The 25,640-nt window shown below is 36.7% G+C and carries 27 protein-coding genes and 1 riboswitch; of the genes, 6 read left to right on the top strand and 21 right to left on the bottom strand.

The genetic code is table 11. The annotated features are described in order from the left end of the window. Positions 1–17: 17 nt before the first annotated feature. The 4 genes from V7122_RS06475 to V7122_RS06490 form a co-directional block, all read right to left on the bottom strand. The gene (locus V7122_RS06475) at positions 18–743 is read right to left on the bottom strand and encodes an amino acid ABC transporter permease (RefSeq protein ID WP_335487380.1); all 726 of its coding nucleotides are present in this window, start codon (positions 741–743) and stop codon (positions 18–20) included. A gap of 62 nt (positions 744–805) precedes the next feature. Then, entirely contained in the window at positions 806–1,663 is an 858-nt protein-coding gene (locus tag V7122_RS06480; RefSeq protein ID WP_335347039.1) for a transporter substrate-binding domain-containing protein, read from the bottom strand. Between the two features lie 178 nt (positions 1,664–1,841). Further along, a riboswitch (Lysine riboswitch) is annotated at positions 1,842–2,023 on the bottom strand. 100 nt (positions 2,024–2,123) lie between these two features. Beyond that, positions 2,124–2,939 carry a GNAT family N-acetyltransferase gene (locus V7122_RS06485; protein WP_335526075.1) on the bottom strand — a complete coding sequence of 272 codons (816 nt, stop codon included), beginning with the start codon at positions 2,937–2,939 and terminating at the stop codon, positions 2,124–2,126. A 47-nt stretch (positions 2,940–2,986) separates the two neighbouring features. Further along, complete coding sequence (locus tag V7122_RS06490) at positions 2,987–4,372, bottom strand: leucyl aminopeptidase family protein (protein WP_335526076.1); 1,386 nt, start codon at positions 4,370–4,372, stop codon at positions 2,987–2,989. A gap of 265 nt (positions 4,373–4,637) precedes the next feature. Between V7122_RS06490 and V7122_RS06495 the strand changes: the two genes are divergently transcribed. Next, positions 4,638–5,507 (top strand): EAL domain-containing protein, encoded by an 870-nt coding sequence (locus V7122_RS06495; RefSeq protein ID WP_335526077.1) that lies wholly within the window; start codon positions 4,638–4,640, stop codon positions 5,505–5,507. A 74-nt stretch (positions 5,508–5,581) separates the two neighbouring features. Here the strand turns inward: V7122_RS06495 and V7122_RS06500 are convergent, their stop codons facing one another. The 9 genes from V7122_RS06500 to V7122_RS06540 form a co-directional block, all read right to left on the bottom strand. Next, on the bottom strand, positions 5,582–6,559 hold the full coding sequence (locus tag V7122_RS06500) for a GGDEF domain-containing protein (protein ID WP_335526078.1): 978 nt from the start codon (positions 6,557–6,559) through the stop codon (positions 5,582–5,584). 296 nt (positions 6,560–6,855) lie between these two features. Next, positions 6,856–8,007: a hypothetical protein gene (locus tag V7122_RS06505; protein ID WP_335526079.1), complete on the bottom strand. Its 1,152-nt coding sequence runs from the start codon at positions 8,005–8,007 to the stop codon at positions 6,856–6,858. 131 nt (positions 8,008–8,138) lie between these two features. Continuing rightward, complete coding sequence (locus V7122_RS06510) at positions 8,139–9,095, bottom strand: carbohydrate kinase family protein (protein ID WP_335526080.1); 957 nt, start codon at positions 9,093–9,095, stop codon at positions 8,139–8,141. Between the two features lie 37 nt (positions 9,096–9,132). After that, positions 9,133–9,615, bottom strand: coding sequence for an ureidoglycolate lyase (locus V7122_RS06515; protein ID WP_335526081.1), 483 nt, complete (start codon positions 9,613–9,615; stop codon positions 9,133–9,135). A gap of 97 nt (positions 9,616–9,712) precedes the next feature. Continuing rightward, the gene (locus tag V7122_RS06520; RefSeq protein ID WP_335526082.1) at positions 9,713–10,483 is read right to left on the bottom strand and encodes a BtpA/SgcQ family protein; all 771 of its coding nucleotides are present in this window, start codon (positions 10,481–10,483) and stop codon (positions 9,713–9,715) included. Between the two features lie 69 nt (positions 10,484–10,552). Further along, complete coding sequence (locus V7122_RS06525) at positions 10,553–11,281, bottom strand: amino acid ABC transporter ATP-binding protein (protein WP_335526083.1); 729 nt, start codon at positions 11,279–11,281, stop codon at positions 10,553–10,555. A 119-nt stretch (positions 11,282–11,400) separates the two neighbouring features. Further along, a complete protein-coding gene (locus V7122_RS06530) occupies positions 11,401–12,060 on the bottom strand; it encodes an amino acid ABC transporter permease (protein WP_335526084.1) in 660 nt (219 codons plus the stop codon). 41 nt (positions 12,061–12,101) lie between these two features. Then, complete coding sequence (locus tag V7122_RS06535; protein ID WP_335526085.1) at positions 12,102–12,923, bottom strand: transporter substrate-binding domain-containing protein; 822 nt, start codon at positions 12,921–12,923, stop codon at positions 12,102–12,104. Between the two features lie 58 nt (positions 12,924–12,981). Next, positions 12,982–13,995, bottom strand: coding sequence for a LacI family DNA-binding transcriptional regulator (locus V7122_RS06540; protein WP_335526086.1), 1,014 nt, complete (start codon positions 13,993–13,995; stop codon positions 12,982–12,984). A gap of 558 nt (positions 13,996–14,553) precedes the next feature. Here V7122_RS06540 and V7122_RS06545 point away from each other — a divergent pair. Next, positions 14,554–14,808, top strand: coding sequence for a hypothetical protein (locus V7122_RS06545; RefSeq protein WP_335526087.1), 255 nt, complete (start codon positions 14,554–14,556; stop codon positions 14,806–14,808). Between the two features lie 34 nt (positions 14,809–14,842). Here the strand turns inward: V7122_RS06545 and V7122_RS06550 are convergent, their stop codons facing one another. Further along, a complete protein-coding gene (locus V7122_RS06550; RefSeq protein ID WP_335526088.1) occupies positions 14,843–15,388 on the bottom strand; it encodes a hypothetical protein in 546 nt (181 codons plus the stop codon). Positions 15,389–15,527: 139 nt separating this feature from the next. Here V7122_RS06550 and V7122_RS06555 point away from each other — a divergent pair, with 139 nt between their 5' ends. After that, entirely contained in the window at positions 15,528–16,046 is a 519-nt protein-coding gene (locus tag V7122_RS06555) for a sigma-70 family RNA polymerase sigma factor (RefSeq protein ID WP_335526089.1), read from the top strand. Further along, positions 16,039–17,355: a DUF4179 domain-containing protein gene (locus V7122_RS06560; RefSeq protein WP_335526090.1), complete on the top strand. Its 1,317-nt coding sequence runs from the start codon at positions 16,039–16,041 to the stop codon at positions 17,353–17,355. Before V7122_RS06555 ends, V7122_RS06560 begins: the two co-directional genes overlap by 8 nt. 120 nt (positions 17,356–17,475) lie before the next feature. Here the strand turns inward: V7122_RS06560 and V7122_RS06565 are convergent, their stop codons facing one another. From V7122_RS06565 to V7122_RS06585, 5 genes are all read right to left on the bottom strand, one after another. Next, positions 17,476–18,387, bottom strand: a complete 912-nt coding sequence (locus V7122_RS06565) for an endonuclease I family protein (RefSeq protein WP_335347803.1) — start codon at positions 18,385–18,387, stop codon at positions 17,476–17,478. A gap of 389 nt (positions 18,388–18,776) precedes the next feature. Then, positions 18,777–19,832, bottom strand: a complete 1,056-nt coding sequence (locus tag V7122_RS06570) for a beta-carotene 15,15'-monooxygenase (RefSeq protein WP_335526091.1) — start codon at positions 19,830–19,832, stop codon at positions 18,777–18,779. A gap of 121 nt (positions 19,833–19,953) precedes the next feature. Beyond that, the gene (locus V7122_RS06575; RefSeq protein ID WP_335526092.1) at positions 19,954–20,580 is read right to left on the bottom strand and encodes an alpha/beta fold hydrolase; all 627 of its coding nucleotides are present in this window, start codon (positions 20,578–20,580) and stop codon (positions 19,954–19,956) included. A gap of 125 nt (positions 20,581–20,705) precedes the next feature. Continuing rightward, positions 20,706–20,843 carry a hypothetical protein gene (locus tag V7122_RS06580; protein WP_335526093.1) on the bottom strand — a complete coding sequence of 46 codons (138 nt, stop codon included), beginning with the start codon at positions 20,841–20,843 and terminating at the stop codon, positions 20,706–20,708. Between the two features lie 37 nt (positions 20,844–20,880). Further along, complete coding sequence (locus tag V7122_RS06585) at positions 20,881–21,780, bottom strand: alpha/beta fold hydrolase (protein ID WP_335526094.1); 900 nt, start codon at positions 21,778–21,780, stop codon at positions 20,881–20,883. 591 nt (positions 21,781–22,371) lie between these two features. Here V7122_RS06585 and V7122_RS06590 point away from each other — a divergent pair. Continuing rightward, positions 22,372–22,611 (top strand): spore germination protein, encoded by a 240-nt coding sequence (locus V7122_RS06590; protein ID WP_335526095.1) that lies wholly within the window; start codon positions 22,372–22,374, stop codon positions 22,609–22,611. A gap of 133 nt (positions 22,612–22,744) precedes the next feature. Next, the gene (locus V7122_RS06595; protein WP_335526096.1) at positions 22,745–23,428 is read left to right on the top strand and encodes a class I SAM-dependent methyltransferase; all 684 of its coding nucleotides are present in this window, start codon (positions 22,745–22,747) and stop codon (positions 23,426–23,428) included. Between the two features lie 472 nt (positions 23,429–23,900). On the opposite strand, the gene V7122_RS06600 is transcribed toward V7122_RS06595, so the two are convergent. Both V7122_RS06600 and V7122_RS06605 read right to left on the bottom strand, forming a co-directional pair. Then, on the bottom strand, positions 23,901–25,394 hold the full coding sequence (locus V7122_RS06600) for a sodium:solute symporter family protein (RefSeq protein ID WP_335526140.1): 1,494 nt from the start codon (positions 25,392–25,394) through the stop codon (positions 23,901–23,903). Continuing rightward, a complete protein-coding gene (locus V7122_RS06605) occupies positions 25,394–25,597 on the bottom strand; it encodes a DUF3311 domain-containing protein (protein ID WP_335355427.1) in 204 nt (67 codons plus the stop codon). Before V7122_RS06605 ends, V7122_RS06600 begins: the two co-directional genes overlap by 1 nt. Between the last annotated feature and the right edge of the window lie 43 nt (positions 25,598–25,640).

Consider the following 25,640-nt stretch of genomic DNA (forward strand, 5'->3'; position numbering starts at 1 on the left):
CGCTTGCACTTTTCTTATTAATTAGCTTTTGTTTCAATCATGCTGTAATTTTCCGGTCCGTCTAATTTTCTTTCCCAGTAGCGTAAAATGAGTGTTACCGTAAAAGTCATGACGAAATACAGAACACACGCAACAAAGAATGGTTCAAAATATTTAAAGCTGATTCCAGCCACAGTTTTTGTTTGGAAATACAATTCCGTTACGCCAATAACGTTCAGTACGGACGTATCTTTAATATTAATGATAAATTGATTGCCGGTAGCCGGTAAAATATTTCGAATAACTTGCGGCAGTACGACATTAAGCATCGTTTGCACATGATTCATCCCAACCGCTTGAGCAGCTTCAAACTGTCCTCGATCGATAGAAATAACACCACCACGTACAATTTCCGCCATATAGGCTCCCGTATTGATTGATACGATTACGATTGCTGCAACTGTTACATTCATATCTATCCCAAATGCTAAAGCAGAACCATAAAAAATAACCATGGCCTGTACAATCATCGGTGTTCCTCGGAAAAATTCTATATACATAGAAAGAATGGCATTTACCACTTTTAAGAATATTCTTTTGAATTTATTTTCAGGCACAGGAATTGTACGTATGACCCCTGCCAATAAACCTATAATTCCGCCAATGACCGTACCAATAATGGAAACAAAGAGTGTCATCCCTGCTCCACGAAGGAACATCGGCCAGTTGTTTGAAATCATTGTTAAAATCCACTCTAAGCTCATAGTTTACCCCCTTAAATCTAAATACCGGCTGCAAATGGATGCAGCCGGTATTCACTTCTACATTATTCTGCTGCTGGTTGATTTTTGATCGCAGTATCCATAATATTTTGGCGCTCTTCTTCAGAGATTCCTGCTAAAACTTCATTGATTTTCGCTGTTAATTCGCTGCCTTTTTTAAGACCAACTGCTACAGCTGTATCTGCCTCATCTGCCTTAAATCCATCTGTAAATTCCACCATTGCAAAGTTAGCATTAGCTGAAGAAGCACTAATTCCTTCAGGACGTTCTGATACATATCCATCAATGATTCCTGACTCTAAAGCGACACGCATCGCAGGAAAATTGTCCATAGCCGGTTTTTTCTGTACGCCTTCAATTTGATCAATTACAGCATAGTGAGACGTATTTAACTGGCCAGTAATTTTGGCACCCTTGAAATCTTTAATAGAAGTTGCCCCTTCGAAAGGCCCACCCTTTTTAACAACCATAATAAAATGTGATGTGTAGTAGTTTTCTGAGAAATCAATTGTCTGTTTGCGTTCTTCTGTCGGTGACATTCCTGCAATAATGGCATCTAATTTACCTGATTGTAATGCTGGTACAAGACCGTCCCATTCTGTTTTCACAATGACTAATTCTTTTCCTAATCCTTCAGCAATCTTTTTGGCAATTTCAACATCGTATCCGCCCGCATATTCAGCATTGCCATCGATTTTCACTCCGCCATTGGAATCATCCATTTGTGTCCAGTTGAAAGGAGCATACCCTGCTTCCATACCGACCTTAAAGGTTCCCTTTGAGTCACTGCCTGCGCTGCCTGACTCTTTTGTTTTTTCACTATCGCCGCTCGTACCGCATCCTGCTAAAAGCAAAATCATAGATAAAGACATTACTAAAAATAATGATAATTTTTTCCTCATGATCATACTCCCCTTTGCTATAATAGTTTAGTATATTTTTCCACTTAACTACGTATGACTGCCACCTCTTAATAATGGCAATATTTCATTTATTTTGGAAATTCACAAAATAAAAAGAGACCTAAGATACACTCAGGTCTCGTTACATACATATGCCCTAAAGTCCTCTTCTTTCCCTTAATGAGATAGCACCCCTCAATAAACCGGGAAGTTTATTGAGACAGTCCTGCAGCTCTTAACTGCAGACCCAACCAGTAATACTGAGAATATTACAAGCTTCGGCGATATTTCCTTCTCTCTAGCATCATTGCTTCTCAAGCTCCACTAAAGACTGTTAAACATCGCGCCTCTACCTCACTAGTAAAAGTGAGGTCTTATTAAATTGTTACATGTAGTCTACAATAAACGATAAAATATGTCAAGTTACCTAGATTCACATGGAAGGAAAACCCAATGTTTGTTATACGATCTCATAATAATCCTGTGAGTGATAGGCTCTAAACCCGCATGATTCATACAATCGCAGTGCATGTGCGTTTTTCGCTTCTACCTCTAGGAAAATAGGAAAACCTGCTTTATGTTCCTTTATGACAATATTTGTTAAGGCTTTACGCCCAATACCATTTCCTTGAAACTCTGGAAGAACGGCAAATCCATAAATCCCAGCTTCACCATCAAGATGAGAAACTCGAATTTTTCCTACTGCCTTTCCGTTAAACAAAATGATTAAATATTGATCATCATCAAATCTTTGAGTATTGAAGGCTCTGGCTTCCTCTTCTTCAAACCCGAAGCATTGAACCTCCAACTGAACTTCTAGTTCAAAATCGTCAGGAGCAGATAGTTTAAGAGTCACATCCTCGGATATGTTCAGCTCTGTTTCTTCCCACTTCATTTGATATTCTGAAAGAGAATAATTACAGGAAACCGTTTCTAGAAATCCTTTTGCAGACTTGGAATTAGTAGGAGCATTTAAAAGAACCTTACGATAGCCTTTTTCTTTTACTTCATGAAGGGCTACCTGATAAAGCCCAGTAAAGATTCCTTTTCGGCGGAAATCTGGATGAACCATTCCACATATTTCAACCTTATTTCCAAAGCCATATAGTCCGATAAAACCTACTAATTTTTCATCCTCGTAATAGAAAAAGTCCTCTTTATCTTTTCCTGTCCGAGTTTTCAGCATATCCCAATTTAGTTTTAGTTCAAATGATTCTGAAGCCTCGCATGCTTGCTGAAGTTCTTTAATGTCAGTTAATTGTTTACTAGTTAACACACAGGTTCCTCCCCAAAAAATTCGTGTCTCTTACAAACATGTTATATTCACTTTGAAACATGCACTGTAAAGTCTGCTAGTAGTCTTGCACCGAATCCCGTTGCGGTTTTCGGATAGTAACCGGTTTCTTCACTTTCCATCACGCCTGCCATATCCACATGAAGCCATTTGCATGATTCAGGCACAAAACGGCGGAGGAATAAACCTGCTGTTATGGACCCAGCCTCCCCTTTAGAAGATATATTGCTAAAATCAGCATAATCGCTTTTTAAATAGCTGTCGTATTCATCAACTAATGGCATCGGCCAAACGAAGTCGCCATTTTCTTTGCCCAGCAGCCTCATTTCATTAGAAAGCTGCTCATCTCCAAAGACCCCTGCTATTTTTGTCCCAAGTGCGTTCACAATCGCCCCTGTTAAGGTTGCGATATTCACAACATGGTCAGCTCCCCATTCACCAGCACGAATGAGACCGTCAGCTAAGATGAGGCGTCCTTCAGCATCCGTGTTCCCTACTTGAACCGTATGACCATTCTTATAACGGATAATTTCCCCTGGAAGCACGGACGTATTATCCGGTGAATTTTCAACGATTGGAATCAATGCCACCACATTGACCTTTGCCTTTGATGCTGCTAATAGCTTCACGGCTCCTGCAACAGCAGCGGCACCACCCATGTCCATTCTCATATCACTTAAATCTCTGCCACTCTTCAGGCTAATTCCCCCTGTATCAAACGTAACTCCCTTTCCAACAAGAGCGACAAGCGGCTTTGACTCATCCCCCTTATATACGAGCTCTACAAAGGAGGGCTTGTATTTACTTCCTCGTCCAACGGTTAAAACGCCGTTCATTTCCATTTCCTCAAGTTTTTCTTTATTGAATACATTCACCTGAACAACCGTTTCAGCAAACTCATCCTGTAAGATCAAAGGAAATGTTTCCGGGTTCAACACATTTGGAACCTCATTCATTAAATCACGAGAAAAGTTTGTTGCAGCCGCACGAATTTTTCCTGTTTCCATAAATGGCTCTAGTTCTGCTGCTCCATCTATTACTAATTCAGTTTGGAATCGATCTTCCTTAGACTTGTATATAACAAATTTATATGCGCCTAAATGCCAGCCTTCCACAAAGGCAGTGATTAACTCTTCTAGCTGCAGGCCTGGCAATGCCTCTTTCATTGAATCTGCTTGAATAACTGCCTTTAATACTTGGCGGCTGCCTAGTTCACGTGCAATAGCTCCTGCAACCATCCGAGTTTTTTCAAGAGACTGCTTCTCTCTCTCAATTTCTTTTATTACAACTGTCAACTCTTCCCCAAGAAACAGTGTTGTAAATGCAGCCTTACTATTTTCAACATAGTGCTTAATGTGACCATTTTCTTGAATGCGCGCATCATTGGAAAATAAAATGCTAGCTTGTAATGACATGGTTAGTTTCTCCCCTTTTCTTAAATCTCCTTACTTTATTTCGTTATTCGAAAGGAAAATTCCTTTGTTTTAATAACCCATTTTATTTAATCTGATGATTTCCTATTCGATTCTTCGACAGATTTCGATTGGACTGACGAGCCATAAATTTACAAGGGAATATAATCCGCCTTTACACTAATTTTACAAAGCCTTATCATTCTTTTAAGATAGACCATTTATAATGAAGGTAGATTTCACGACAAATTTCTACAATAGGTGGCTTATGAAAAATAACCGTTTGACCCATATTATTAATTTTCTTGCCTTTTTAAATGCTAAGAAGGGAAGTCTTTATCAAGAATATAGAAAGAGTATAGAGCTTCAGGAGCTCATGCAAAAAGGGAAGGTTGATACGGTTTTTCAGCCTATTCTCTGCCTGAAGGAAGGTACGACATTAGGGTTTGAGATTTTAAATCGTCCTCAACTGACAAAATTGTTTCCGACAACCGAAAAGTTTTATGAATATGTCGGCAAAAGCAATGATGTTTTTATGATAGAACGGTTTCTCCGGAACCTTTCTCTTGAACGATTCTCGGATCAGGTCAAGGGGTTTCAACCCACTTCGACTCCACTCGTATTTCTCAATATCCAGCCACAAGTATTAGCTGATCCCGCCTATCGAAGTGGAATAACGCTGGAATTATTGGAAAGATATAATCTTTGCCCTGAGCAAATCGTTTTAGAGCTTACCGAAAAAGAGGCAGTAACCAATTATAGCCAGTTCGAACGAATCATAGACCATTATCGGCAACAAGGGTTTCGTATTGCCGTTGACGATGCAGGAACCGGCTATAATAGCTTACAAACCCTCATTTACATAAAACCCGAATTTATTAAAGTGGATAAATCTCTTATCCGCAAAATTGATGAGCATCCAGAAAAGCAGCATTTAGTAGAGCTCCTACTTGATTTTGCTTTACAGTCAAATACTCAAATCGTTGCAGAAGGAATAGAATCACTTTCGGAGCTAAACTACTTACGAAAAGTAGGCGTCCATATGGGGCAGGGTTTTGCTCTCGGGAAACCAAATCCCGAATTAATAAATGGAAAATTACCACACTCCAATCCTATTTTACGAACTCAATTCGGCTAGACTGATATACGAATGTGTTAATGTAAAACTTAAAAAGCCATGTAGTTTATCAAAACTACATGGCTTTTCTACCACTAATGAGGCAAAACTTCTTCACTGACATCCTCTAACGATAGAAATGAACTTTCTTTAATCGCTTTACATCTGCTTTTTAATCTAGCAGCCACTTTACTTATTTCCTCTACTGATGTAAATACACAGTTTTTATTTTGTACAATCGCTATGGATATCGTTACTAACGGAATATATTCAATCTGCCCCTGTCTTGTTCTTGCTTGAATTCTCCCACTTTTCCATTCATCTTCAGAGTAATAACGCTTCGTAGCATACTGGAAGAGTGAAATAATTTGTCGTGATAACGGCTCATGGTTGAAATGAGGGATAACGGCAATAAAATCATCGCCGCCAATATGTCCAACAAAGGAGGGAGCGTTCTCCTCGATGTCAATTACCTTCTTAATAATCTTGGCAGTCTCATTAATTAATTCATCGCCCTTACTAAATCCAAATGTATCATTGAAGGATTTGAACAAATCAATATCTATGTAAAACACACTAAATCTTTTATATGACAACACTTCGTTCAGTGTTTCTTCGATTACGTTATTTCCAGGAAGTCCGCTGAGAGGATTTGAAAAACGGGCAATATTTATTTGAATCTCTGATAATTTAATAATTAATTCTCTAATACTTACAATTCCATGGATACGGTCATGCTTCGTGATAATGACATAATCATAAAGATGCTCCTGCTTTCTGCCCATCGCTAGCGCACTGACCTCAGTAATGGGGACTGAATATTCAACCATTAGGAACTCTTGGTCCATCACGAGTTCAATCGTCCGCTTCATAAATAGGTCAAATCCGTATTTTGTTGATAGTTTTTGAAAAAAGTGAGTTCTCATTACTAACCCAATTGGCCGTTCTTCTTTACACACGACAATCCCTTCCAAGGATGGGTCTTCAGTAAATATTGAATAAACAACCTCACATAAGGTTGAAGGTGTTACAATGACATTGTTTTTTGATATTTCTCCAATTTCGATGTGCACATACTCACCCCCATTTTCCAATAATTAATCACATTTAACTATAATTTACTGTAGGAATGTTAATTGTTCGTAAAATACATGTTAATTTTTAGATTATTTTATGAAATTTTACCTATTACGAAATGATTATTGACGAAATCCAATTTTTAAGTTTTTTATCCTATTTCGAAATAGGATAGTTTGGGATAATAAGAAGCCATTGAAAAAGAAGTTAATGTGAAAATAGTAAATGCGATTCTCTAAGCGAATCGCATTATTATAGTATCCAATTTTTATTTATCGAAGAACAGACCCTTCTACCCCTTTAGGTTCAGCCGACGAATCTGCTTTGTTAGTGCCTCTTTCTGGTTTTTGCTATTTTTTAGTTCATGCAGGATAGCTAAATCCGGATTTAATTCATAGAGTTTGAGAATCATTGCTTTTATGCTTGCAGGCTCCAAGGTTCCATCCCCCAGTGGCAGATGAGAATCATAAGAAGATAGCACAATATCCACCCCGTAATTTTCCTGCTTGTCCCAACTGTTAAGTGCAACCATCTCATCATAATAATGGCCTATCAGCTTCCCATTTCGGAAGAATTCAGTCGTTTTCAACGCACAATCCGAGAGATGTAGACAACTAATACGTTTAACTAATTCCGAATCAAGAATATTATGCTCCAACCACTTTATTACTAATACTTTTGGCTCGTTTCCATACTTCTGTTGCATTTCAACCATTTGAGCACTAATTTCACTGTTAGGCAGAAAGAATTGAGCACTTTTTTTCTGCTCATCAAAACCGAGTGCATGGAGCAGATGGTTAATATCCCAACCAATCTTTACTTTCTGAAACGGATCATAAAGCTGACTGTACATTAATTTATAATCCTCCACGGTCTGTAAACCATGCTCCAAACCCCACCCGGCATTTTCCACTTCAATCAGTGGTGAATCCTCAGTCAGTAGATTCCGATCCATTAAATAATTTAAGAACTGCTGGATCATGTATATCATCGCCTGACGAATGTCCGCTTTCGAGATTGTATACTCCCATTTTCCATCGATTGGGGCGTAATCTATCAAATGAAAAATATAAGATTGTGCTTTTAACTCGGTAGCAATCTCGTATTCCTGCACCCATCTTTTAAACATATAATGACCTGTCAGATCCCCATAATAGTCAACGACATTCTCACAGCTTCCAAACCGTTCTACCAGTTCATTAAATTTATTTTTTGTAAGAAAACTAGCTGGATATGCCCAGTAAGAGCAATGAATTCTTTTTACTTTTAAAGTGCTAAGTTTATCAATGATCCATTCTTTATGATTAGACAAATCTTGATCTCTGGAAAGCACATCATCCATAAAAACCTCCATTCCATCGAGCCCATACTCTTCACAGAATTCATCCATCTTTTCAGATTTATTTTCAGCAAAAAGCACATCTTTATACGTTGAGTATTGCATGACTATCACCCTTTCTATTATTATCTTTAACGCTAATTCCCAAAAACTTCAATCAATTACTTGGTCTGAAAATGGCAGGAACCATCCAATGATTTGAATGGCTCCTCCTACTACTGCCTTTTCCTATTAGTTTATAAAAATATTTTTAATTCATCCGTCTCCAGACCTTTTTCTTTCAGGAAGTCAAGTATTACTGGAACCGTTGCAACGCCCCCACGCGCTCCCATAATTGTTACTGCTCGGGCTGCAGCAGCATTTGCAAAGCGAGCTACCAATTGTAAATCTTCACATTTATTCAGTCCATAAATAAAGGAACTACAAAAAGTATCACCTGCACCGGTAACATCAACAATATCAACAGAAATCCCTTGGACTTGAAATTGTTCCTCTTTTGTGTAAACAAGGCATCCTTCCTCGGCTAAAGTTATCACGACAATTTCTGTCCCATAATTCAATAATTCCGATACCGCTTTATCAATAGATGTACCTTTCCTATAGCTATCAATTCCAACCTGATTGAAAAAGACGATATCCGATTCTTGGAGGAATATTTCATCTCCCTCTTTAAGAAGAGCAACATCTAGGTCATAAACTATTTTCGTACCAGATGCTCTAACCTTTTTTATAATATCAATCGCATCCATATCACCGCATCGTAACGGTTTTATTTCTATGATTGTAGAATATACATATTTAGCGTTACACATGGCATCAATGATTTCTGGAGTAATTTCAAATTTTTCAATCCCTAAAGTTGGGATAAATAAGGTATGTTCGTTTTCTGCTAGAATGACAATGCATTTCGAATCAGGCAGGCTATCATCATGCAAAATAAATTTCGTATTAATTCCTTGTTTTTGTAAATCCTTACAAAGCAGCTGTGTAATATTTCCACTATTGAGAAGGGAGAGAAAATAGACAGATTCGTTAAATCTAGCATATACACTAGCTGCATTAGCCATACTTCCACCCATTTGCGGTTCTAAAGTTTGAACAAGGACCTTCTCCCTTATATTTGGCCATTTTGGTGCTTCATAATATTCGTCAAGAGCGACGTCCCCTATAAAAAAAGAATAGTCTTGTTTCATTTCTAAACCTCCATGAAGTACCCTTCAAATTATGTCTTTACGCATGTAATTCAATAGGACCTCCGATTATTTCGGCCCATTCTGTTGGTTCACCCTCATATTCCTCTGCTAACCAATAATAGCGAACAGATTTATTAATACCATGGCAGGCATCATGCCATATTCCTTTATTTAATACGATTACTTCTCCAGGCTGAATAATTACAGCTTCTATATTTGAAGCAAGGGGTTGCTTATCTTCTCCACCACTTGCAATAGCAATAACAATTGGGTCAGTTAGACAAAGAAGGGCTTCCTGGGTATGCAAATGCCTTTCCATCTTACTCACTTTGCAAGGTATTGGCGACCCTTGAGTAATTCCTAGACTACCAGCACTACTAATAATTGGGGCCTTTGTTCGAATGTCGGACCAGCCATCACCTTGTGAGCTCCACAAATTGTCTGATGACTGATTCATGTTATAATAGGTGCCATATTTTGAAAAGTCTATTTTTGATACAGGAATTGCTTTTATATCCATCCACTTCCACCTCCTACGTTTCAATTAAAATAGTAAGCTGCTGAGGCAATCTGATTGTACATAGCTACTTGTACTTCGGGTGATTCAAGCCATTTAGTTAATTAGACTTTTCTGCTATTGCTTTTCCCCTAATTTTCAATATCTCTTTCATAAAATTTTTCACATGGGCAGCACATACGTCACCGGTATCCTTATAGCTATCCTTCAAATAGCTGCCAACTATCGCACCGTCTGCAATAGAAAGTTGGGAACCGCAATTTTCTGCAGTTAAACCAGCACCCACAATCAACGGAAATTGATTACCTATTAATGTTCTAAACTCTCTAATTTTTTCTAAATCAGTTTCCATGCCAGTACCTGAGCCAGTTACTACAATCCCATCACATCTGCTCATTGCAATTGTTAAATCTTCCTCTAAAGATCTTCCGGAAAGGTAGGGCTGATACTTAAACCTCACTCCTCCGAACACAAGTACATTTGTTTGCGCTCGCATTTGATTTATAAATTCATGAAACTTTTTGTCTTCTTCTACAGTCAAATGCCCAGCTACAGAATCAATCTGTATGAACTTTGCGTCATATTTCATCGCAAGTTCAAAAGCCTTTTTGTCGTCATCGAGTACATTTATCCCGTATATTATATTTTTTCGTTCTTTATAAACATACTTTAGTACTTCCTCCATATCTTCTATGGAGCCAAAATAGTTTTCGATTATCACAGCATCAATTTCATTCTCTATTAATAAATCTATTTCATGTTTGGCAATTTTTAGCATCTCTTCTCTGCTGTCACCTTTGAGGTGAATCATCGCTAGTACAGGCTTACTCGTGTTGAACAAATCATAGAATGCTGTATTTTGAAAAACCATTTTTCCACCTCTTTTTTCAGTTGGATTCTCTTTGTTATGATGGCTATCGTTATTTTCCTCAAAAATTAATCAATGATTTATTACTCTCGCTAAAAAATCCTTTGCCCTGTCTGAACTTGGTGCTGTAAAAAATTGTTCTGGAGAAGCTGTTTCTACAATTTTTCCATCAGCCATAAAAACAATTTTATTACATATCTCCCTAGCAAAACCCATCTCGTGTGTAACAACCACCATTGTCATACCAGTTGAAGCCAGCTTTCGAATAGAATCCAAAACCTCTTTAATCATTTCCGGATCCAGTGCAGATGTAGGCTCGTCAAAAAGCATGATTTTCGGCTCCATTGCCAATGCTCGTGCAATTGCCACCCTTTGCTGTTGTCCTCCCGAAAGCTGTCCCGGATATACATGATACTTTTCCTCTAATCCTAAAGAAGCAAGGAGTTCTTTTCCTCTTGTTTCAGCTTCTTTTAATGGAATTTTCTTTACATGTATTGGAGCATAGGTTACATTTTGCAAAGCAGTTAAATGAGGATAAAGGTTAAAAGATTGAAACACAAAACCAATATTTGTTCGCAATTGGTTTATATTTGTTTGTTTTGCATGAACCGAGATTCCATTTACAAGAATTTCACCTTCTTGAATCGTTTCCAAGGCATTCATTGACCGAATCAATGTACTTTTCCCTGCACCACTTGGACCGATTAAGGCATATATCTGTGATTCTGGAATTTCTAAATTAATATTGTCCAAAACTTTCTTATTACCATAACTTTTTGATACTGATTTTATTGATATCAATCAGGGGTCACCTCATTTTCCAAGTAGTAATTACTCAATTGGTTTTGCGAAAAGTTTTCTACAAAACGATGGGCAATAAAGCCTTAATTAAAGGCAAGGGTTACCATACCCTCGCCATTTTAGTCGGCAACCTTATACTTTCTCTCAAAGTAATTAATAATTTGCGAAAGCACAAACGTTATTACGAAATAAATCAAAGCGATAAAAGTCCAAACCTCCAGCGATCGTAAAGAGGTTGTAACAATATTTCGCCCTAATAATGTAAGATCCATTACCCCAATAACTGAAACTAATGAAGAATCCTTAATCAATATAATGAATTGGGAAGCCATTGGTGGTAATATTTTACGAAAAGCCTGCGGTAAAATGATTAGACGCATTGCCTGAATATATGTCATACCTGATGACCGCGCAGCTTCCATTTGTCCTCGTGGAACAGCCTGAATTCCAGCACGAACAATTTCTGCAATAAATGCCGCTCCATATAGCCCTAGACCTAAAATGGCTGACATATAAGATCCCAATCGCAAGACTGATCCAAGGACAAAGTAAATCCATAATAATAAGACAAGCAATGGAACTCCCCTGAACACTTCAACATAGATTGAAGTTAGGAAAGAAATGAATTTATTGCGTGAAATACGCCCTAACCCTATAATGATCCCAATTGGAATACTTAAAATAAGCGCAAATGCTGATATTTTCAAACTTAGGTATGCTCCTTTGACAAATATGTCTAAGTTATCAAATATCACACTCCAGTCAACGATATACCCCATAAACTTGCCCCCTGATTATCTTTTCAATTGTTTCGAAGTTTTTACTGTTGAATATCGTCAATCCAATCAAAAGATTCAAACCATTTTTCTCTTGAAGCCAACTCATCAGCACTTCCAAGGTATTCGTAAAGGAAAGAGTTCAACCATTGAACTATCTGAAGATCGCCATGTGGAACCATCACACCAAGGTTTTCTTTACTTGCTAGTTCATAAATCCCTCTAACACTGCCATCCTCCATTTTTTCAGTCATTCTTACAAGCGGTTCATCAAAAATAACTGCATCAATATCCCCTTTTTTCATGGCCATAACAGCTTCTGTGTATTCATCAAAATCTACAACAGTTGCGTTTTTGAAACCATCCTTTGCATATAAAGAACCAGTAGTTCCCTGTTGGGCACCAATTTTCTTCCCGTCTTTATCCAGATCTTCATAAGACTTGGATGCCGTATCACTAGAAGGCACTAATAAAACCTGGCCTGTTGCATAATAAGGACTGCTGAAACTAACTGCTTTTGCCCTATCACCACGAATAGTAGTAGCAGCGATAACCATATCAATTTCACCTGTTTGTAGAGCTGGAATTAATGCCTCAAATTTGTATTGTTTAAACTCTACTTCTACCCCTAAAGACTTAGCAAGTGCCCGACCTAAATCCATATCATAACCTAGAAAATTCCCATCTTTATCTAGCATTTCAAATGAGAAATATCCTGGTGCCGTTCCAACCACCAGCTTCTTTTCCTTTTGCACCTTTTGTAGGATTGACGGGACAGATTCTCCTGCGATTGTTGCTTGTTTACAAGCACCTAGAACTACAGCTAATACAAAAATTAATGTAATGCTCAGTATTTTCCTTGCCATTTTTTTACTTCCTCCCTTAATAAAAAGTTATAATTTTTTTTCAAAATCTATCAATCTATCATAAAGGTGAAAAATTAGCCTTTACGGTTGATTCTCGTTTGATTAATGACACGTCTAATTCATAAATATCTTCTTCCTCAAGCAAACCATTGATTTTTTTGATTAATATATTTGCAGCTTTTTCCCCCATCTTATAGATCGGCTGTGCGATTGTTGTCAGTTCTGGCTGTGTAATCTCAGTTAAATAGATGCCATCAAAACCGCATACAGCTACATCCTCTGGAACTTTCTTTCCCATTTGATGCAGTGCTTTTAATACACCAACCGCCATCAAATCATTCCCCGCAAAAATACCATCCACATCCGGATGTTTTTCCAAAAGCATTTTTGTAGCCTCAATGCCCCCGTTAATCGTAAATTGCCCAGGAACAAGTAGTGTCGGGGCATACCAAGGCAATGAATGAACCATCTCCTCATATCCATCAAGTCGATTTCTGGCAGTTTGGTCATCTAAAGGCCCATAGATATGTGCAATTTTCCCACATCCAATTTCTAATAAATGCTGAACTGCCAAACGGGCTCCCTCACGGTTTTTAGCCCGAACAATACTACATGAATCTGTAGATGAGGAGTAATCTAAAACAACTATTGAAATATTATCTTTCTTCAACTTTTCAAAATCCTCTTTCCTCAATGTGTTAGAGGCAAATACAATCCCATCAATGTATTTCTTGCGAAGGACTTCTATATACGACTGTTCTTTTGAAACAAGTCCATCAGAGTTACAAAGAATTACTGTAAACCCATTCGACTGAGCAACATCTTCTACAGCCCTAACGATATCCGAAAAGAATGGATTGGATATATTCGGAAGTATCAAGGCTATCGTCTGTGTTTTTTTGCTTGCGAGCCCCTGTGCTACTTGATTTGGCTCATAATTTAATTGTTCCATCGCTTTTCTTACTTTCTTTTGAGTTTCAGGATTAACGGTGCTAATTTGATTGATTACACGTGAAACCGTTGCTACTGAAACCCCTGATAGTTTTGCTACATCTCTTATAGTTGCTGCCACTTTACTTAATCACCGCCATAACATTTATTTAACGATTTGTAATCGGTTTAAAATAAAGGTTACAAACCTTTATTTAACAACGGTTTACCCAATTGTAACCGGTTACTTTAATGAAATTTTATATTTTTTATAATTCTTTGTCAAATACTTTTTTGAATATTCCCAATCCCCTTAAAATAACATACACCCGTTGATCTAATATCCCTAATTTGAAAGGGGGAGTACGGCCTTAATCTCAACCTTCTTAATAAAAAAAGCGAACACGCATAGTTTCCTTGTACGTGTTCGCTTTATTAATATATTTTAATGAATATGGAACTTGCCTCCCTTTCACTATTCCAGGATTGACAGCCGTCCATTCAATTCCTGATAAAATGAATTAGGATCATCCAATCTTATAGCTACTATTGAATACTTTTTTCTAATCCAAAGAAAAGAGTTGCCCGGCAAGGTGTCTTCAATTCTAGTATCATATGAGGGTGAACGGTCTCAAAATCTCTTGCTATAAAATCAATCGTGGTTTTAGTATTTACTCCGAAAGGAAAGGAATTTTTCACTTTGCATACAAAATCAAGCTTAATGGCATTTCAGATTATGCTGATTCATTCGATTGTTATTGAAACACTTGGGCTTCACTGGTGGCTGTATGATAAGTCCGTCGTTTTGTCGATCGTTCTTCTAATCTTAAATGTATATTCTGTTATATTTTTTCTCGGGGAAATCCAAGCTGTCCGCCTAAATCCAGTCAAAATAACAGACAATCAGATATATCTTTCTCTAGGATTAGCCAAAGAAAATGGTGGTTCCACTTGAAGAAATCGTTGCAATCATTATGGATCAACAAGCATTAGAACAGAAGACTTTTCTTCCATGACGCAAAGGCATAGTAAAAAACAAGAAATTCAGATGAAAAAACTTTTACAATGGGATGATTTCGCACCTTTTTCGATACGGCAACTGAGAAGGAAAACAAAAGAGTTTCATCACTCTTGCGCACTTGTTTTATAATGGATGGCATATAGCGAATTAACATAAAAAGTATGGAGATTTCTAACAGAATCACTAGCCCTTCAATCGCAAAACCAATATAGGAGATCCAGATAAATGGTTCAAAATATTTAATTGGGATTAAAAATTTTGCTAGTATTAGCCCACCTGCCATCAAAAAAATAAAACGTTTAACAAATGAGCCCTTCTTCTTACTTATTGCTAATATTAGCAGCGGTGAAATGATAGCTAAATCAAGTAAAGAGCCAAGAACAGCCCATTTCGTTTCCTCTGTTAAAACAACTGGAGAAATAGATTTTCGATACAATATGAAATTTGAACTAAGTATTAATATCAATAAAAGCATCCATACATAGCTTTTCCTAACAATCTGCTTGACTAGCATAAAATCACCTTTTTTTACTTTTATTGCAACTTATGATAGTGATTCCAACACCTGATTTTTGGGAATCTTTGAAATTTTATTAAGACTTTTTGAACGCAACCAATGTCTAATATGTAGAAATGGAAAAGGGGGGACATCCATGGAAATCATGTCATTAATAAAAAAGGCAAAAAAAGGAGATGATGGAGCATTTTATGAACTGATGCAAATCCATAAAATCCGCTTATTAAAAATTGCTTTTTCCTATCTCCGTAATGAAGAGGATGCACTGGAGGCATTGCAGGAAGTGACCTTTAGAGCCTACCGCTCCATTCATAAAGTAAAGGAAGCCGAATATTTCTCTACATGGCTGATTCGAATCATGCTGAATTACTGTCACGATCAAGCACGAAAGAAAAAAAGAATCGCCGACACAGGATTATTAGAAAACCTGGCAGAAACAGTGGACCATTCTCAAACATTAGAAATCCAAGAAGCGTTGTTGAAAATTGATTCCCGCTCCCGAGAAGTGATTATTCTCAAGTATTATCATGATCTAAGGATTAAGGATATTGCGGAAATATTAGAGAGCCCTGAAAGTACGATCAAAACATGGCTGTACAAGGGACTAAAAGCGCTGAGAAATCAAATGGAAGATAGGAGTGGGCTGAATGTTTGAAAAAGAAGAAAAAGAATTGGAAAAATCAAGAGATTTTTATAATGAGATTGTTTTTTCTGATGATCGGGCTAATGCCGCCATCTTAGAAGGAATCCAGCGTGCGAAAAGGGAAAAACTTAGAGGCCGGAAAACACGCCCCGTAAAAATATTGTTAGTTGCAAGTATATTGGCGATTTCCTTCATCACATCCGTAAATGTTTCCGAAACGATGGCCGATTATATGAGAAATATTCCAGGAATGAGCCAAGTAATTGATTTTGTCCGAAATGATAAAGGATTAATGGCTACAGTTGAAAATGATTATATACAAAAGGTAGATACATCCGACAAAATTGGTGACATTGAAATAACTTTAGACTCTGTCATTTATGATGAGAAGAATCTGATTTTGTTTTATTACTTTCAGGCTGAAGATGAATCACAGCGTGTCTTACCTTGGTTTATCGACCTGCTAAATAGTAATGGTGAATTGCTCACAGAAAATGTATATGGACAATTTCGATCATTAAATGAAAATCCACTTCTTGAATTAAGGGTTTCACTCTCCGATATTAAGGAGCTGCCGAAGGATCTTATCCTTTCCGGCAAGTTCAAAGTTGATGGTAACCTTTTGGAAGGTCATTGGTCGATCCCATTCCAGTTAGATGAAGGGAAATTTGCGAAAAAGCAAATGTTTACTTTAAACAAGACAGTCTCGGTCGAAAATCAAGAACTGACGATTAAAGATGTTACAGTGTATCCTTCACAAACGGATGTTCACGTAATATTTGATCCGAATAACAGTAAGCAACTATTTGGTATTAATGATCTTCAAATGGTGGATGAAAAAGGGGAAGTTTGGGATTTAAGTTCACTACCAACTACAATAATTAACGAAAATGAATTAATCTTCCACTTGCAGAGCCACTATTTCTCAAACCCAAAGGAGTTAAACTTACGATTTAGTTCTCTTCGTGCCCTTGATAAAGATAAACTTTGGGTGGAAATTGATCCATTAAATAATCAAATACTAGAAGCGCCGAAGGATGGAAAAATAACAGAGGTAAGTTTATTTAAAGATGAGCTTTTCATAAAAGTAGAAACTGACCTCAAATTTGCTCAAAACATGATGTTCATGCATGCGATCGATCAAGAAGGCAATGTAATTGATAAAGATAAATCTTATGCTGCAAGCTGGTCACCTACGGATAACTATATACAATATATTGTCCCCTATTCTGCAGCCACGGCCTCGCCTGGTCCGATTAAACTGAAAATATTGGACTATCCAATGAACATAGAAAAAGAAGTGAATATAAAAATCAAATAACAAAAAGGGCTCCCCAAAGTCAGGATAACTGACTTTGGGAAGACTCTCTCATTTTTATACAAAAGCACAAAAAATCATATGACAAAAATAGCCTCGAAATATGAACTTAATTCTATTTATTCACAATGATAAACCTAACGTAAAATCGATTTTGTCGGCATATTGAGGAAAATCAATTAGAGGATTTCTGTTCTTTTGAATATTGAAGATCTCTTTGTTGCGATGTTTTTCATAAATGGATATTTTATATTCACGATGCCATATTAGCAGCATCTCAATGTCCTTACTGCTATATCGGCTAATTTCTCCTGGATATCTTAACAAAAAATACAATGTCGACCTGGCAGCCTCACCTTTTCCACTTTCAGGTTCAAACTTACCCTCTTGATATTTCCCGCAATGTGCTCTGATCGCTTCCGTTTCCATTTGAGGAGAATAGTCCACAAAATCAAAATAAGGATGATTGGACCTTAATGAATTGCAATCTATTTCACACGTAAAAAGATGATGTAAATCTCCTCTCATCGGATTATCCTTATCAAACCATGACTGAGGAACGACATGTTCACAATTATACATATTTTCACTTTCAATGGACGCCATCGCCATCTGTATTTCATAATCGGTTTTCGAGCCACTTTTTTGTAACTTGGCATAGGCTTCTATTCTTTTTCTTTCTGCTTCATAATCATCTTTTATGACTTGTTCAGGATCTCTTTCTTTTCCGGAATAGATACTCTTCAACTTCCCGTCTATATGGAGGTCAATTCTTGAATAGAGATAATTCCGGGTTTTAGAGTTATAAGGGAGCTGATTTTCATGTGTACTCGTAATTAACTGATTAAGTTTCTTATATAACTCTTTTTTGTCCACTTCATTAAAATCAATTTGATGATAATAATCTTTGATTGCCTTTTGATCCTGTTCTTCATCATAATACTCTTTTCCATTTTTAAACCTCTTTTTGTTAAACTCCAGTTCCAACAATGTGGCATTAAAATCTGCATTTTTATGTGATTCTTTATTCTTCATGTTCAATATTTTGTTCCTCCTTTCTAGTTTTATTCCTGCTTAAATTCTCTCAAGCTAGCAGTAATTGATTATTCCACTCTCACACAATTATATAACCTAAATATTAATTTAATTTTTCATTTATATTAAATTTCCCAGTATTTGTATCAATTTCTGATTACAATACCTTCACCTTGGCTGATATCATCCCATATGGCAGGTGTCTAAACCGTATTAACTCCTCTGGCATTTCATTTATGTTTTCTACAGCACCACCTGGACCAATTAAATTAATACTACTAGACTATCCGGCAACCATTGAAAAAGAATTGACTATTAAAATGAAATAAAAGAAATGCGATTCTCTGATTTCGGAATCGCATTTCTTTTATCTTTATTTCACTTAGGCTTCATATATTGATTCGCTTTTTCAACTCTTGATGAAATTTTATCGGGTCATCCAATCGTATAGCTACCCTTGTATATGTTTTTTCCACTCCAAAGAAAAGAGTCGCATGGCAAGGGGTCTTTAATTCTAGAATCATATGAGGATGAACCTCTTCAAAATCCCGTGCAATAAAATCCAGCGTGGTTTTACTATTTATTTTTTGTTCTAATACTTGTTGGTCCGTTGTAATAGCAGCAATATCTTCGATTGAAACGACCATTTTCTTTGCTGAGCCAAGGGATAAGTATATGTTATTGTCTGTTAACTTGACTGGGTTTAGGCGGACAGCCTGAATTTCACTAAGAAAAAATATAACGGAATATACATTTAAAATAAGGAGAACAATCGACAAAACGATGGACTTATCGTGCAGCCACCAATGAAGCCCCAGTGTTTCAATTACAATCGCATGAATCAGCATAATATGAAATGCCAGTAAACTAGATTTTGTGTGCAGGGTGAAAAACCCCTTTCCTTTCGGTGGACTTTTCCTCCATGACGCAAAGGCATAGTAAAAAATAAGTAATTCAGAGGAAAAAACTTTTACAATGGGATGATTTCGTACTTTTTCCCTTACGGCAACTGGAAAGGAAAATAATAAAGTTTCATCACTGCTGCGCACTTTTTGAATGATGGCAGGCATATATCGAACTAGCAAGAAAAGCACTGACAACTCTAGCAGAATCAATAGTCCCTCAACCCCAAAACCAATATAGGAGGCCCAGATAAATGGTTCAAAATATTTCATGGGGATTAAGAATTTTGCTAGTATTAACGCACCTGCCATTAAAATAATAAAACGCTTAACGAAAGAACCCTTTTTCTTATTTATGGCTAATACTAATAATGGAGAAATAATTGCTAAATCAAGCAGAGACCCAAGAACAACCCATTTCGTTTCATCCGTTAGAACCAATGGTGAAATGGGCGTTCGATACAATATGAAATTTGAACTAAGTATCAATATCAATAACAGCATCCATACATAGCTTTTCCTAAGAATCTGCTTAACTAGCATAAAATCACCTTTTTTTTTGCTTTAATTGTAACTTATGCGAGGTGATTCAAACACCTATTTTTTGGCATTTTTCTAAATCCCTTGGGATCCTCCGCGAATATGATGGTTCTTAAACTTCATCTTATCGTTGAACATCCACTTTATTTAAAAACTTAATTATACATTCATTCACTTCATCTGCTTTCTCAATAGAAAGGGCATGCCCCGCATTGGAAATAACTTTAGATTCAATATAAGGGATCAACTGCTGTGCATTTTTTAACATTTCCTGATAATTATAGATGACTTCCTTATCCCCAACTATAATCAATGACGGCATACTAATTTTCTTAAAATCTTCATTGCTAAAAACAGAGGGAACAATTGTTTTCGTCATTTTATAATGTTTTAAGCCTAAGTAAAACTGCTCAAATAAACCTGGCTCCACTTGATTCCCTTTCGCAACAAACCAGTTGCAGAATGAGTTAATGACAAAAGATCGTTTAGGTATAATCATGATACTGAATAGCTTTAAAAAGAATTGTTTATAAAAAGGAATAAATGAAGCGGCTGGAGCTAACAAGATGAGCTTATTAACTTTTTCAGGATAAAGAATCGAAAAATTAAGGGCCTGCCAGCCGCCAGCTGAGTGCCCGCATATTGCTGCCTGCTCTATTCCTAACTCGTGAAGAACGTCTGAAAGCCATTGGGCACAGTCCCTTTTTTCCTTATAAGGCTTTGCTACTACACTTAAATTAAAATCCGCCAATATGTCGATCGCATATGTTCAATAATTTTGGCAAAGCTCATGGATATTGGGATACCAGATAGTCGCTCCAAAGCCAAAGCCGTGCAAGAGAATTAATGGAGGAGCATCCTTAGGGCCTGATGCAATTATTGTGTTTCACCGAAACGTGTTGAAACGTAAAAACTCTCGTAATCTACCTTCCATAATGAAAGATTAGCATCATACACTTGTTTAAACTTACCGGCACCCTCCATACTTCTAAATGCCAAGGAATAATTGGACAACCTAAACTCCTCCTACTAATTCAATTTTATTTAATTTCTATACATGTGACTTGACCGCTTTAATAACATCTAACGGTGCTTCAAAAGGAACAAAGTGGCCAATGTTATTTAGAATGGTAATGGTTGCATCAGAAAAGTAGTCAGGGATTCTATCCGCCCATTCGTACCGGATAACAGGGTCAGCGTTCCCCCACAAAATGGTTGTCTTATGGCTGATCATTTCTATTATTTGTGAGGACAAGGCACTTGATGTCTTTGCCCCAGACCTTGCCCTGTAATAAGCAATGCTTGCTTTAAAAGCACCCGGCTTTAAAAATTCTTCTATTATATAGTGGAGTTCATTTTCCCTAAGCTTTTCACGTTTACCAATCCAATGATAATAAAAATACGTAAGATACACTCTTAATGAAGCATCGTTCATACCAATAATCTCTTCAGCAATAGGAAGGTTATGAAAATGCTGATACCAAAACTCACTTTGAATGTTTGGATCAAACCTTCTTTCTCCAATCCCTCCATAGGGAGGATTTAAGAGTACAAGAGACTTTACTCTCTCTGGAAACTTTTTCACTAGTGTTTGAGCAATGGTTGCACCAATATCGTGAGCAACGACCACTACTTTATCCAAAGAAAGACTATGAATTAAGCCAATAAGATCGTCTACATGATTTTCAGGAGTATAAGCGACAGCAGGTAATTCTTCCGGTTTTCCCGACTTCCCAAATCCCCTTAGATCAGGAGCGATCACATCGCAGGATTTTGATAACTCTGGCAATACATGGCGCCAATCATACCAAAAACCTGGCCAGCCATGCAAAAACAGAACAGGCTCTCCAGCCCCCATCCTCACATAATGAATATGGACTTCTGTTTTGCCTATGTGATTAAAATGTTTCCAGTTCCCATCGTGGGGTGATAAATCTAAGTATTCATTCATCATAAAAATCCCCTCTTCGTCTACGACTTTGCCAGCGCAGCATTATTTAAGTTCTCAACCGCATACTACCGATTTGAATAAATTTAGTCGTCAAGAAATGATGTGATATGCCTTTATGATAATGAGGATTGAATCAAAAAAGGTTACAAATCGGTAACAGTAAAAGATAACCTTTTGCTAACAATTTTTAGCCTCTACGATTGTATCTATAAACGTCCCATCAATCCCTTATTAAATATTGGTTGAATTAACGGTATAAATTTCTTAAATATACTATATCAAGCTCACACTGAAGTCCTCTTCCGAATTAAGGCTGAATATTCCTACATCAATAGTCGTAAAAAGTGCCTGCCCCCGCGTATTAAGTATTCATATGGCGGGGGCAAGCACTTCAATTATTTTTATTTAGGAGCTAAGGAAGCCGACAAACAATCTTGCCATTTATTTAATAAGACAAGATTGTTTAACTTATTGGCATTCCGGAACTTATGCTAACATCCTAGATTTTCCTCCCGCTAAACCAAGTTTCAAACTGATGATTAGTACATATACTGCCATATAATTATTTTTTCAAAAGGATGATTTAATAAGATGGCATCCATTTTCGGACAAATTCAAGTAAACAAAGTGACAGGAGGCATAGTAAATTTCGGTAATACGAAGTCTATTTCACCTATATCTGCTTTAAAAGATCCGACTGGGAGTGGATCAAATAATGCTGGAGGCTGGATCAGTACATCAACTGGTATTTCAGTCACAAATTTTTTTGACCCTGATGTCAGTGATCAAAAATTAGATAAGGACCTTGAAAACGAGGACTTGATTAAATAATATATTAACGAATTTGTTTTGGCTTTTTTATCATTATTCTTCCACATTTGTGGTACCACTTACTTTTTCTTTCATATCATGCAAAAAAAGATATCTGAAGAGGGTGATTCAAATTGGGAAGTATTTAGATTTTTTGTCTAAATTCGGTGTTGGCGGTGCGCACCCCGGGGGGATTCAATTAACAAAGGAAATATTCAAGCTAGAGGAACTTAAAAACACTTCTCACATATTAGATGTTGGATGTGGTACTGGCCAAACAGCTGCCTACCTTGCTTCTAAATACGGTGTAAAAGTAACGGGAATGGATATTAATCCAATCATGGTAAAAAAGGCAAAAATAAGAATGAAAAAACACCAATTGCCTGTAGAAATTATTCAAGGTTCAATAGAGAAATGTCCATTAAAGAGTAATCAATTTGATTTTATTATTTCCGAATCTGTTCTTGCTTTTGTAAATAAACCTAGATCACTTAAGGAAATATTTCGTTTATTAAAGAATGAGGGCCGGTTCATTGCAAATGAGCTTACCATTAACCATCCGCTCAAAATAAATGAAAAAGAGGAAATTAAACAATTTTATGGATTTGATCACATCCTTTCAGAGAAGGACTGGATTACTTTAATGAAATATACAGGATTCAAAAACATAAAAATATCCAGGAATCAACATTCGATCCTTCAAGACAATCCGGATGTTGAATTTCAGTACTCAAATTATATTGATCCTGAACTCCAGTCGGTCTTCCTTCAGCATTTTAATCTAATGGCAAAGTATCATGGCACTCTAGACTACAGAATATATTCATGCACAAAATAAGGGCGCTGTAATTTAGAAAAGGCTTGCTGTACATTTGTACCGCAAGCCTTTTTATAGAGTTGAAGTTTAGATAAAGAACGGGAAAAACGGTCCAAATCTTCTTATTCCAAAGAAAGGGAAGCCAAAGGGTCCGAAGAAAGGAAATAAACGACTTTCATCATCCATATGAACATTCATGGTCATATGATATTGCAAGACAATCTACCTCCTCTTTTTCAATACGGTAATAAAATATTCTTAAATTGGGTTCTGTGTTACCGATTTTAACCATTATAGAGGAGGCATATTTATAGAAAAGTCATGTATATTATTCAACCGATCACTATTCTGATAAGTGTTTAAAAACGAACTCTTTTTAAATAACAAAGGGGTGGATCTCATGTCTATACAGATTGTAAACAGAGAACCACCCCAAGCTTTTTATCAATACAAAAAATTTGAGTTTAACTTCAAGTGTGAATAGATCGATGCTTTAGGCATTTTTTCTTAATTCCACATCTATATTTTGTTGTTCAGTAAATAACTGATCCATTACTTGATTCGATTTGATCCTTTTTACAAAAATTGGATTTAATATAACAAGGGCTAGGACGTTTGCCAACAATCCCCAAAAGCCTTCATATATACCGAATGTCATTCCGGTTCCAGACACCGTAAACGTTACAACTAGTCCAACAATTAACCCAATAGTAGTAGCCTCTTTTGTTTGCTTTTTCCAGAACAAGCTAAAGACAATCGCTGGAAAGATTTGAACCATTCCGGATACTCCCATTAGCTGTAGGGATACAAGTGCTGTCGGGAAAAGCATCCCAAAGATTAAAGCTAGGCCAATAACGACAAATACCATTGAGCGAGTAATCATCGTTAATTTTGCAGGTGAAACCTTTGGATTAATAAAATCTCGATAAATATTATTCGCAAAAAGATTGGACGCACCAATCGCCATGATAGAACAAGGAATAAGTGATGCTAGTGCAATAGTAGCATAGGATAGTCCTTGAACTACTCCACCGTAAGATACTTGTATTAAACTTAGCAGCGCGAAACGCGGGTCGCTGCCTTCTGGCAATACATGAAATGCAGCAAATCCTAGGAAAACAACAAGAATCAATACAATATTGTAAAGTGGTAAATAAATTGCATTTTTCCTAAGGGCATCAGTACTTTTAGCAGTAAATACCCCTGTTACACCGTGAGCCCACATAAATAATGCCAATCCAGATACTAATGAAGCTGTGAGAAACCAAGGAATCCCTCTTGGCCCTGTTGTAGGGATGGTTAACAATTCAGGGGTCTCAGTCACAATTTTATCCATCATGGATCCCCATCCTCCAAAGTGGATGATTGGAATAGTCACAACGAGGAATAACATGATAACCCAGATTAAAATGTCTTTAATAATAGCTGTATAGGTTGGTCCTTTTATTCCGCTAAAGAATGTATAAAGGGCAACTAAAAAGAATGAAAGAATAACAACTACATTAACATTAATAAACCCTGTACCTGCAACTTTCAGTGTATCTTGAATACCAGCTAGCTGCAGATCAATATAAGGAATAAGCATTAACACTCCAACAATTGCGATTAGTAAGGATAAAAATTTACTACCAAATCTCAATTTCGCATAATCAGCAAGAGTTGTTAGTTTGAATTTTTTGGAAACTCCCCATAGCTTCGGCAAATAGAAATAGGAAATAAAAAAGGCAATAATCGTATACGGAATTACAAAGAATGCAATGCTTCCACTTGAATAGGCTTGACTTGTTAATCCTAAAAAAGTATAGGCTGTATATAAATCAGCACCTACTAAGAGCCAAACTAACAATGGGCCAAAACGTCTCCCGCCGACAGACCATTCCTCTACGGAACTTCTGCTAGCTTTATCCCGTCCTGCTATAAATCCAATTAAAATAACTGATAGAACAATAAAACTTGTGATTAACAAAGCTGTTAAATTTCCTTGCATCATTTAAATTTCCCTTCCGACTTATCTAATTGATAAATCATAAATGTACATATTGGAGTGATTATCATCCCTAAAAGCAGCCAAAAATGAAAAAATGGCAATCCGATTATGAAAGGATGAATTCGATTAACAAAAGGTATTGCAACGAGCATAAGGATAAATGGTATGACGATTAAAATGATCCTTAAGTTTTTTTTGCTCATATTTTCCCTCCTAAATTAGTTATTTATTTTATTAGAATAATAT

Source organism: Bacillus sp. JJ1532 (genome assembly GCF_036965085.1).
Classification (GTDB): Bacteria; Bacillota; Bacilli; order Bacillales; family Cytobacillaceae; genus Cytobacillus.

What these genes read in the sequence shown, in the direction of transcription:
- V7122_RS06475 (WP_335487380.1), bottom strand. Translation starts at nt 743, where the DNA reads ATGAGCTTAGAGTGGATTTTAACAATGATTTCAAACAACTGGCCGATG.
- V7122_RS06480 (WP_335347039.1), bottom strand. Translation starts at nt 1,663, where the DNA reads ATGAGGAAAAAATTATCATTATTTTTAGTAATGTCTTTATCTATGATT.
- V7122_RS06490 (WP_335526076.1), bottom strand. Translation starts at nt 4,372, where the DNA reads ATGTCATTACAAGCTAGCATTTTATTTTCCAATGATGCGCGCATTCAA.
- V7122_RS06495 (WP_335526077.1), top strand. Translation starts at nt 4,638, where the DNA reads ATGAAAAATAACCGTTTGACCCATATTATTAATTTTCTTGCCTTTTTA.
- V7122_RS06505 (WP_335526079.1), bottom strand. Translation starts at nt 8,007, where the DNA reads ATGCAATACTCAACGTATAAAGATGTGCTTTTTGCTGAAAATAAATCT.
- V7122_RS06510 (WP_335526080.1), bottom strand. Translation starts at nt 9,095, where the DNA reads ATGAAACAAGACTATTCTTTTTTTATAGGGGACGTCGCTCTTGACGAA.
- V7122_RS06515 (WP_335526081.1), bottom strand. Translation starts at nt 9,615, where the DNA reads ATGGATATAAAAGCAATTCCTGTATCAAAAATAGACTTTTCAAAATAT.
- V7122_RS06520 (WP_335526082.1), bottom strand. Translation starts at nt 10,483, where the DNA reads ATGGTTTTTCAAAATACAGCATTCTATGATTTGTTCAACACGAGTAAG.
- V7122_RS06530 (WP_335526084.1), bottom strand. Translation starts at nt 12,060, where the DNA reads ATGGGGTATATCGTTGACTGGAGTGTGATATTTGATAACTTAGACATA.
- V7122_RS06535 (WP_335526085.1), bottom strand. Translation starts at nt 12,923, where the DNA reads ATGGCAAGGAAAATACTGAGCATTACATTAATTTTTGTATTAGCTGTA.
- V7122_RS06550 (WP_335526088.1), bottom strand. Translation starts at nt 15,388, where the DNA reads ATGCTAGTCAAGCAGATTGTTAGGAAAAGCTATGTATGGATGCTTTTA.
- V7122_RS06555 (WP_335526089.1), top strand. Translation starts at nt 15,528, where the DNA reads ATGGAAATCATGTCATTAATAAAAAAGGCAAAAAAAGGAGATGATGGA.
- V7122_RS06560 (WP_335526090.1), top strand. Translation starts at nt 16,039, where the DNA reads ATGTTTGAAAAAGAAGAAAAAGAATTGGAAAAATCAAGAGATTTTTAT.
- V7122_RS06565 (WP_335347803.1), bottom strand. Translation starts at nt 18,387, where the DNA reads ATGAAGAATAAAGAATCACATAAAAATGCAGATTTTAATGCCACATTG.
- V7122_RS06570 (WP_335526091.1), bottom strand. Translation starts at nt 19,832, where the DNA reads ATGCTAGTTAAGCAGATTCTTAGGAAAAGCTATGTATGGATGCTGTTA.
- V7122_RS06585 (WP_335526094.1), bottom strand. Translation starts at nt 21,780, where the DNA reads ATGAATGAATACTTAGATTTATCACCCCACGATGGGAACTGGAAACAT.
- V7122_RS06590 (WP_335526095.1), top strand. Translation starts at nt 22,372, where the DNA reads ATGGCATCCATTTTCGGACAAATTCAAGTAAACAAAGTGACAGGAGGC.
- V7122_RS06600 (WP_335526140.1), bottom strand. Translation starts at nt 25,394, where the DNA reads ATGCAAGGAAATTTAACAGCTTTGTTAATCACAAGTTTTATTGTTCTA.
- V7122_RS06605 (WP_335355427.1), bottom strand. Translation starts at nt 25,597, where the DNA reads ATGAGCAAAAAAAACTTAAGGATCATTTTAATCGTCATACCATTTATC.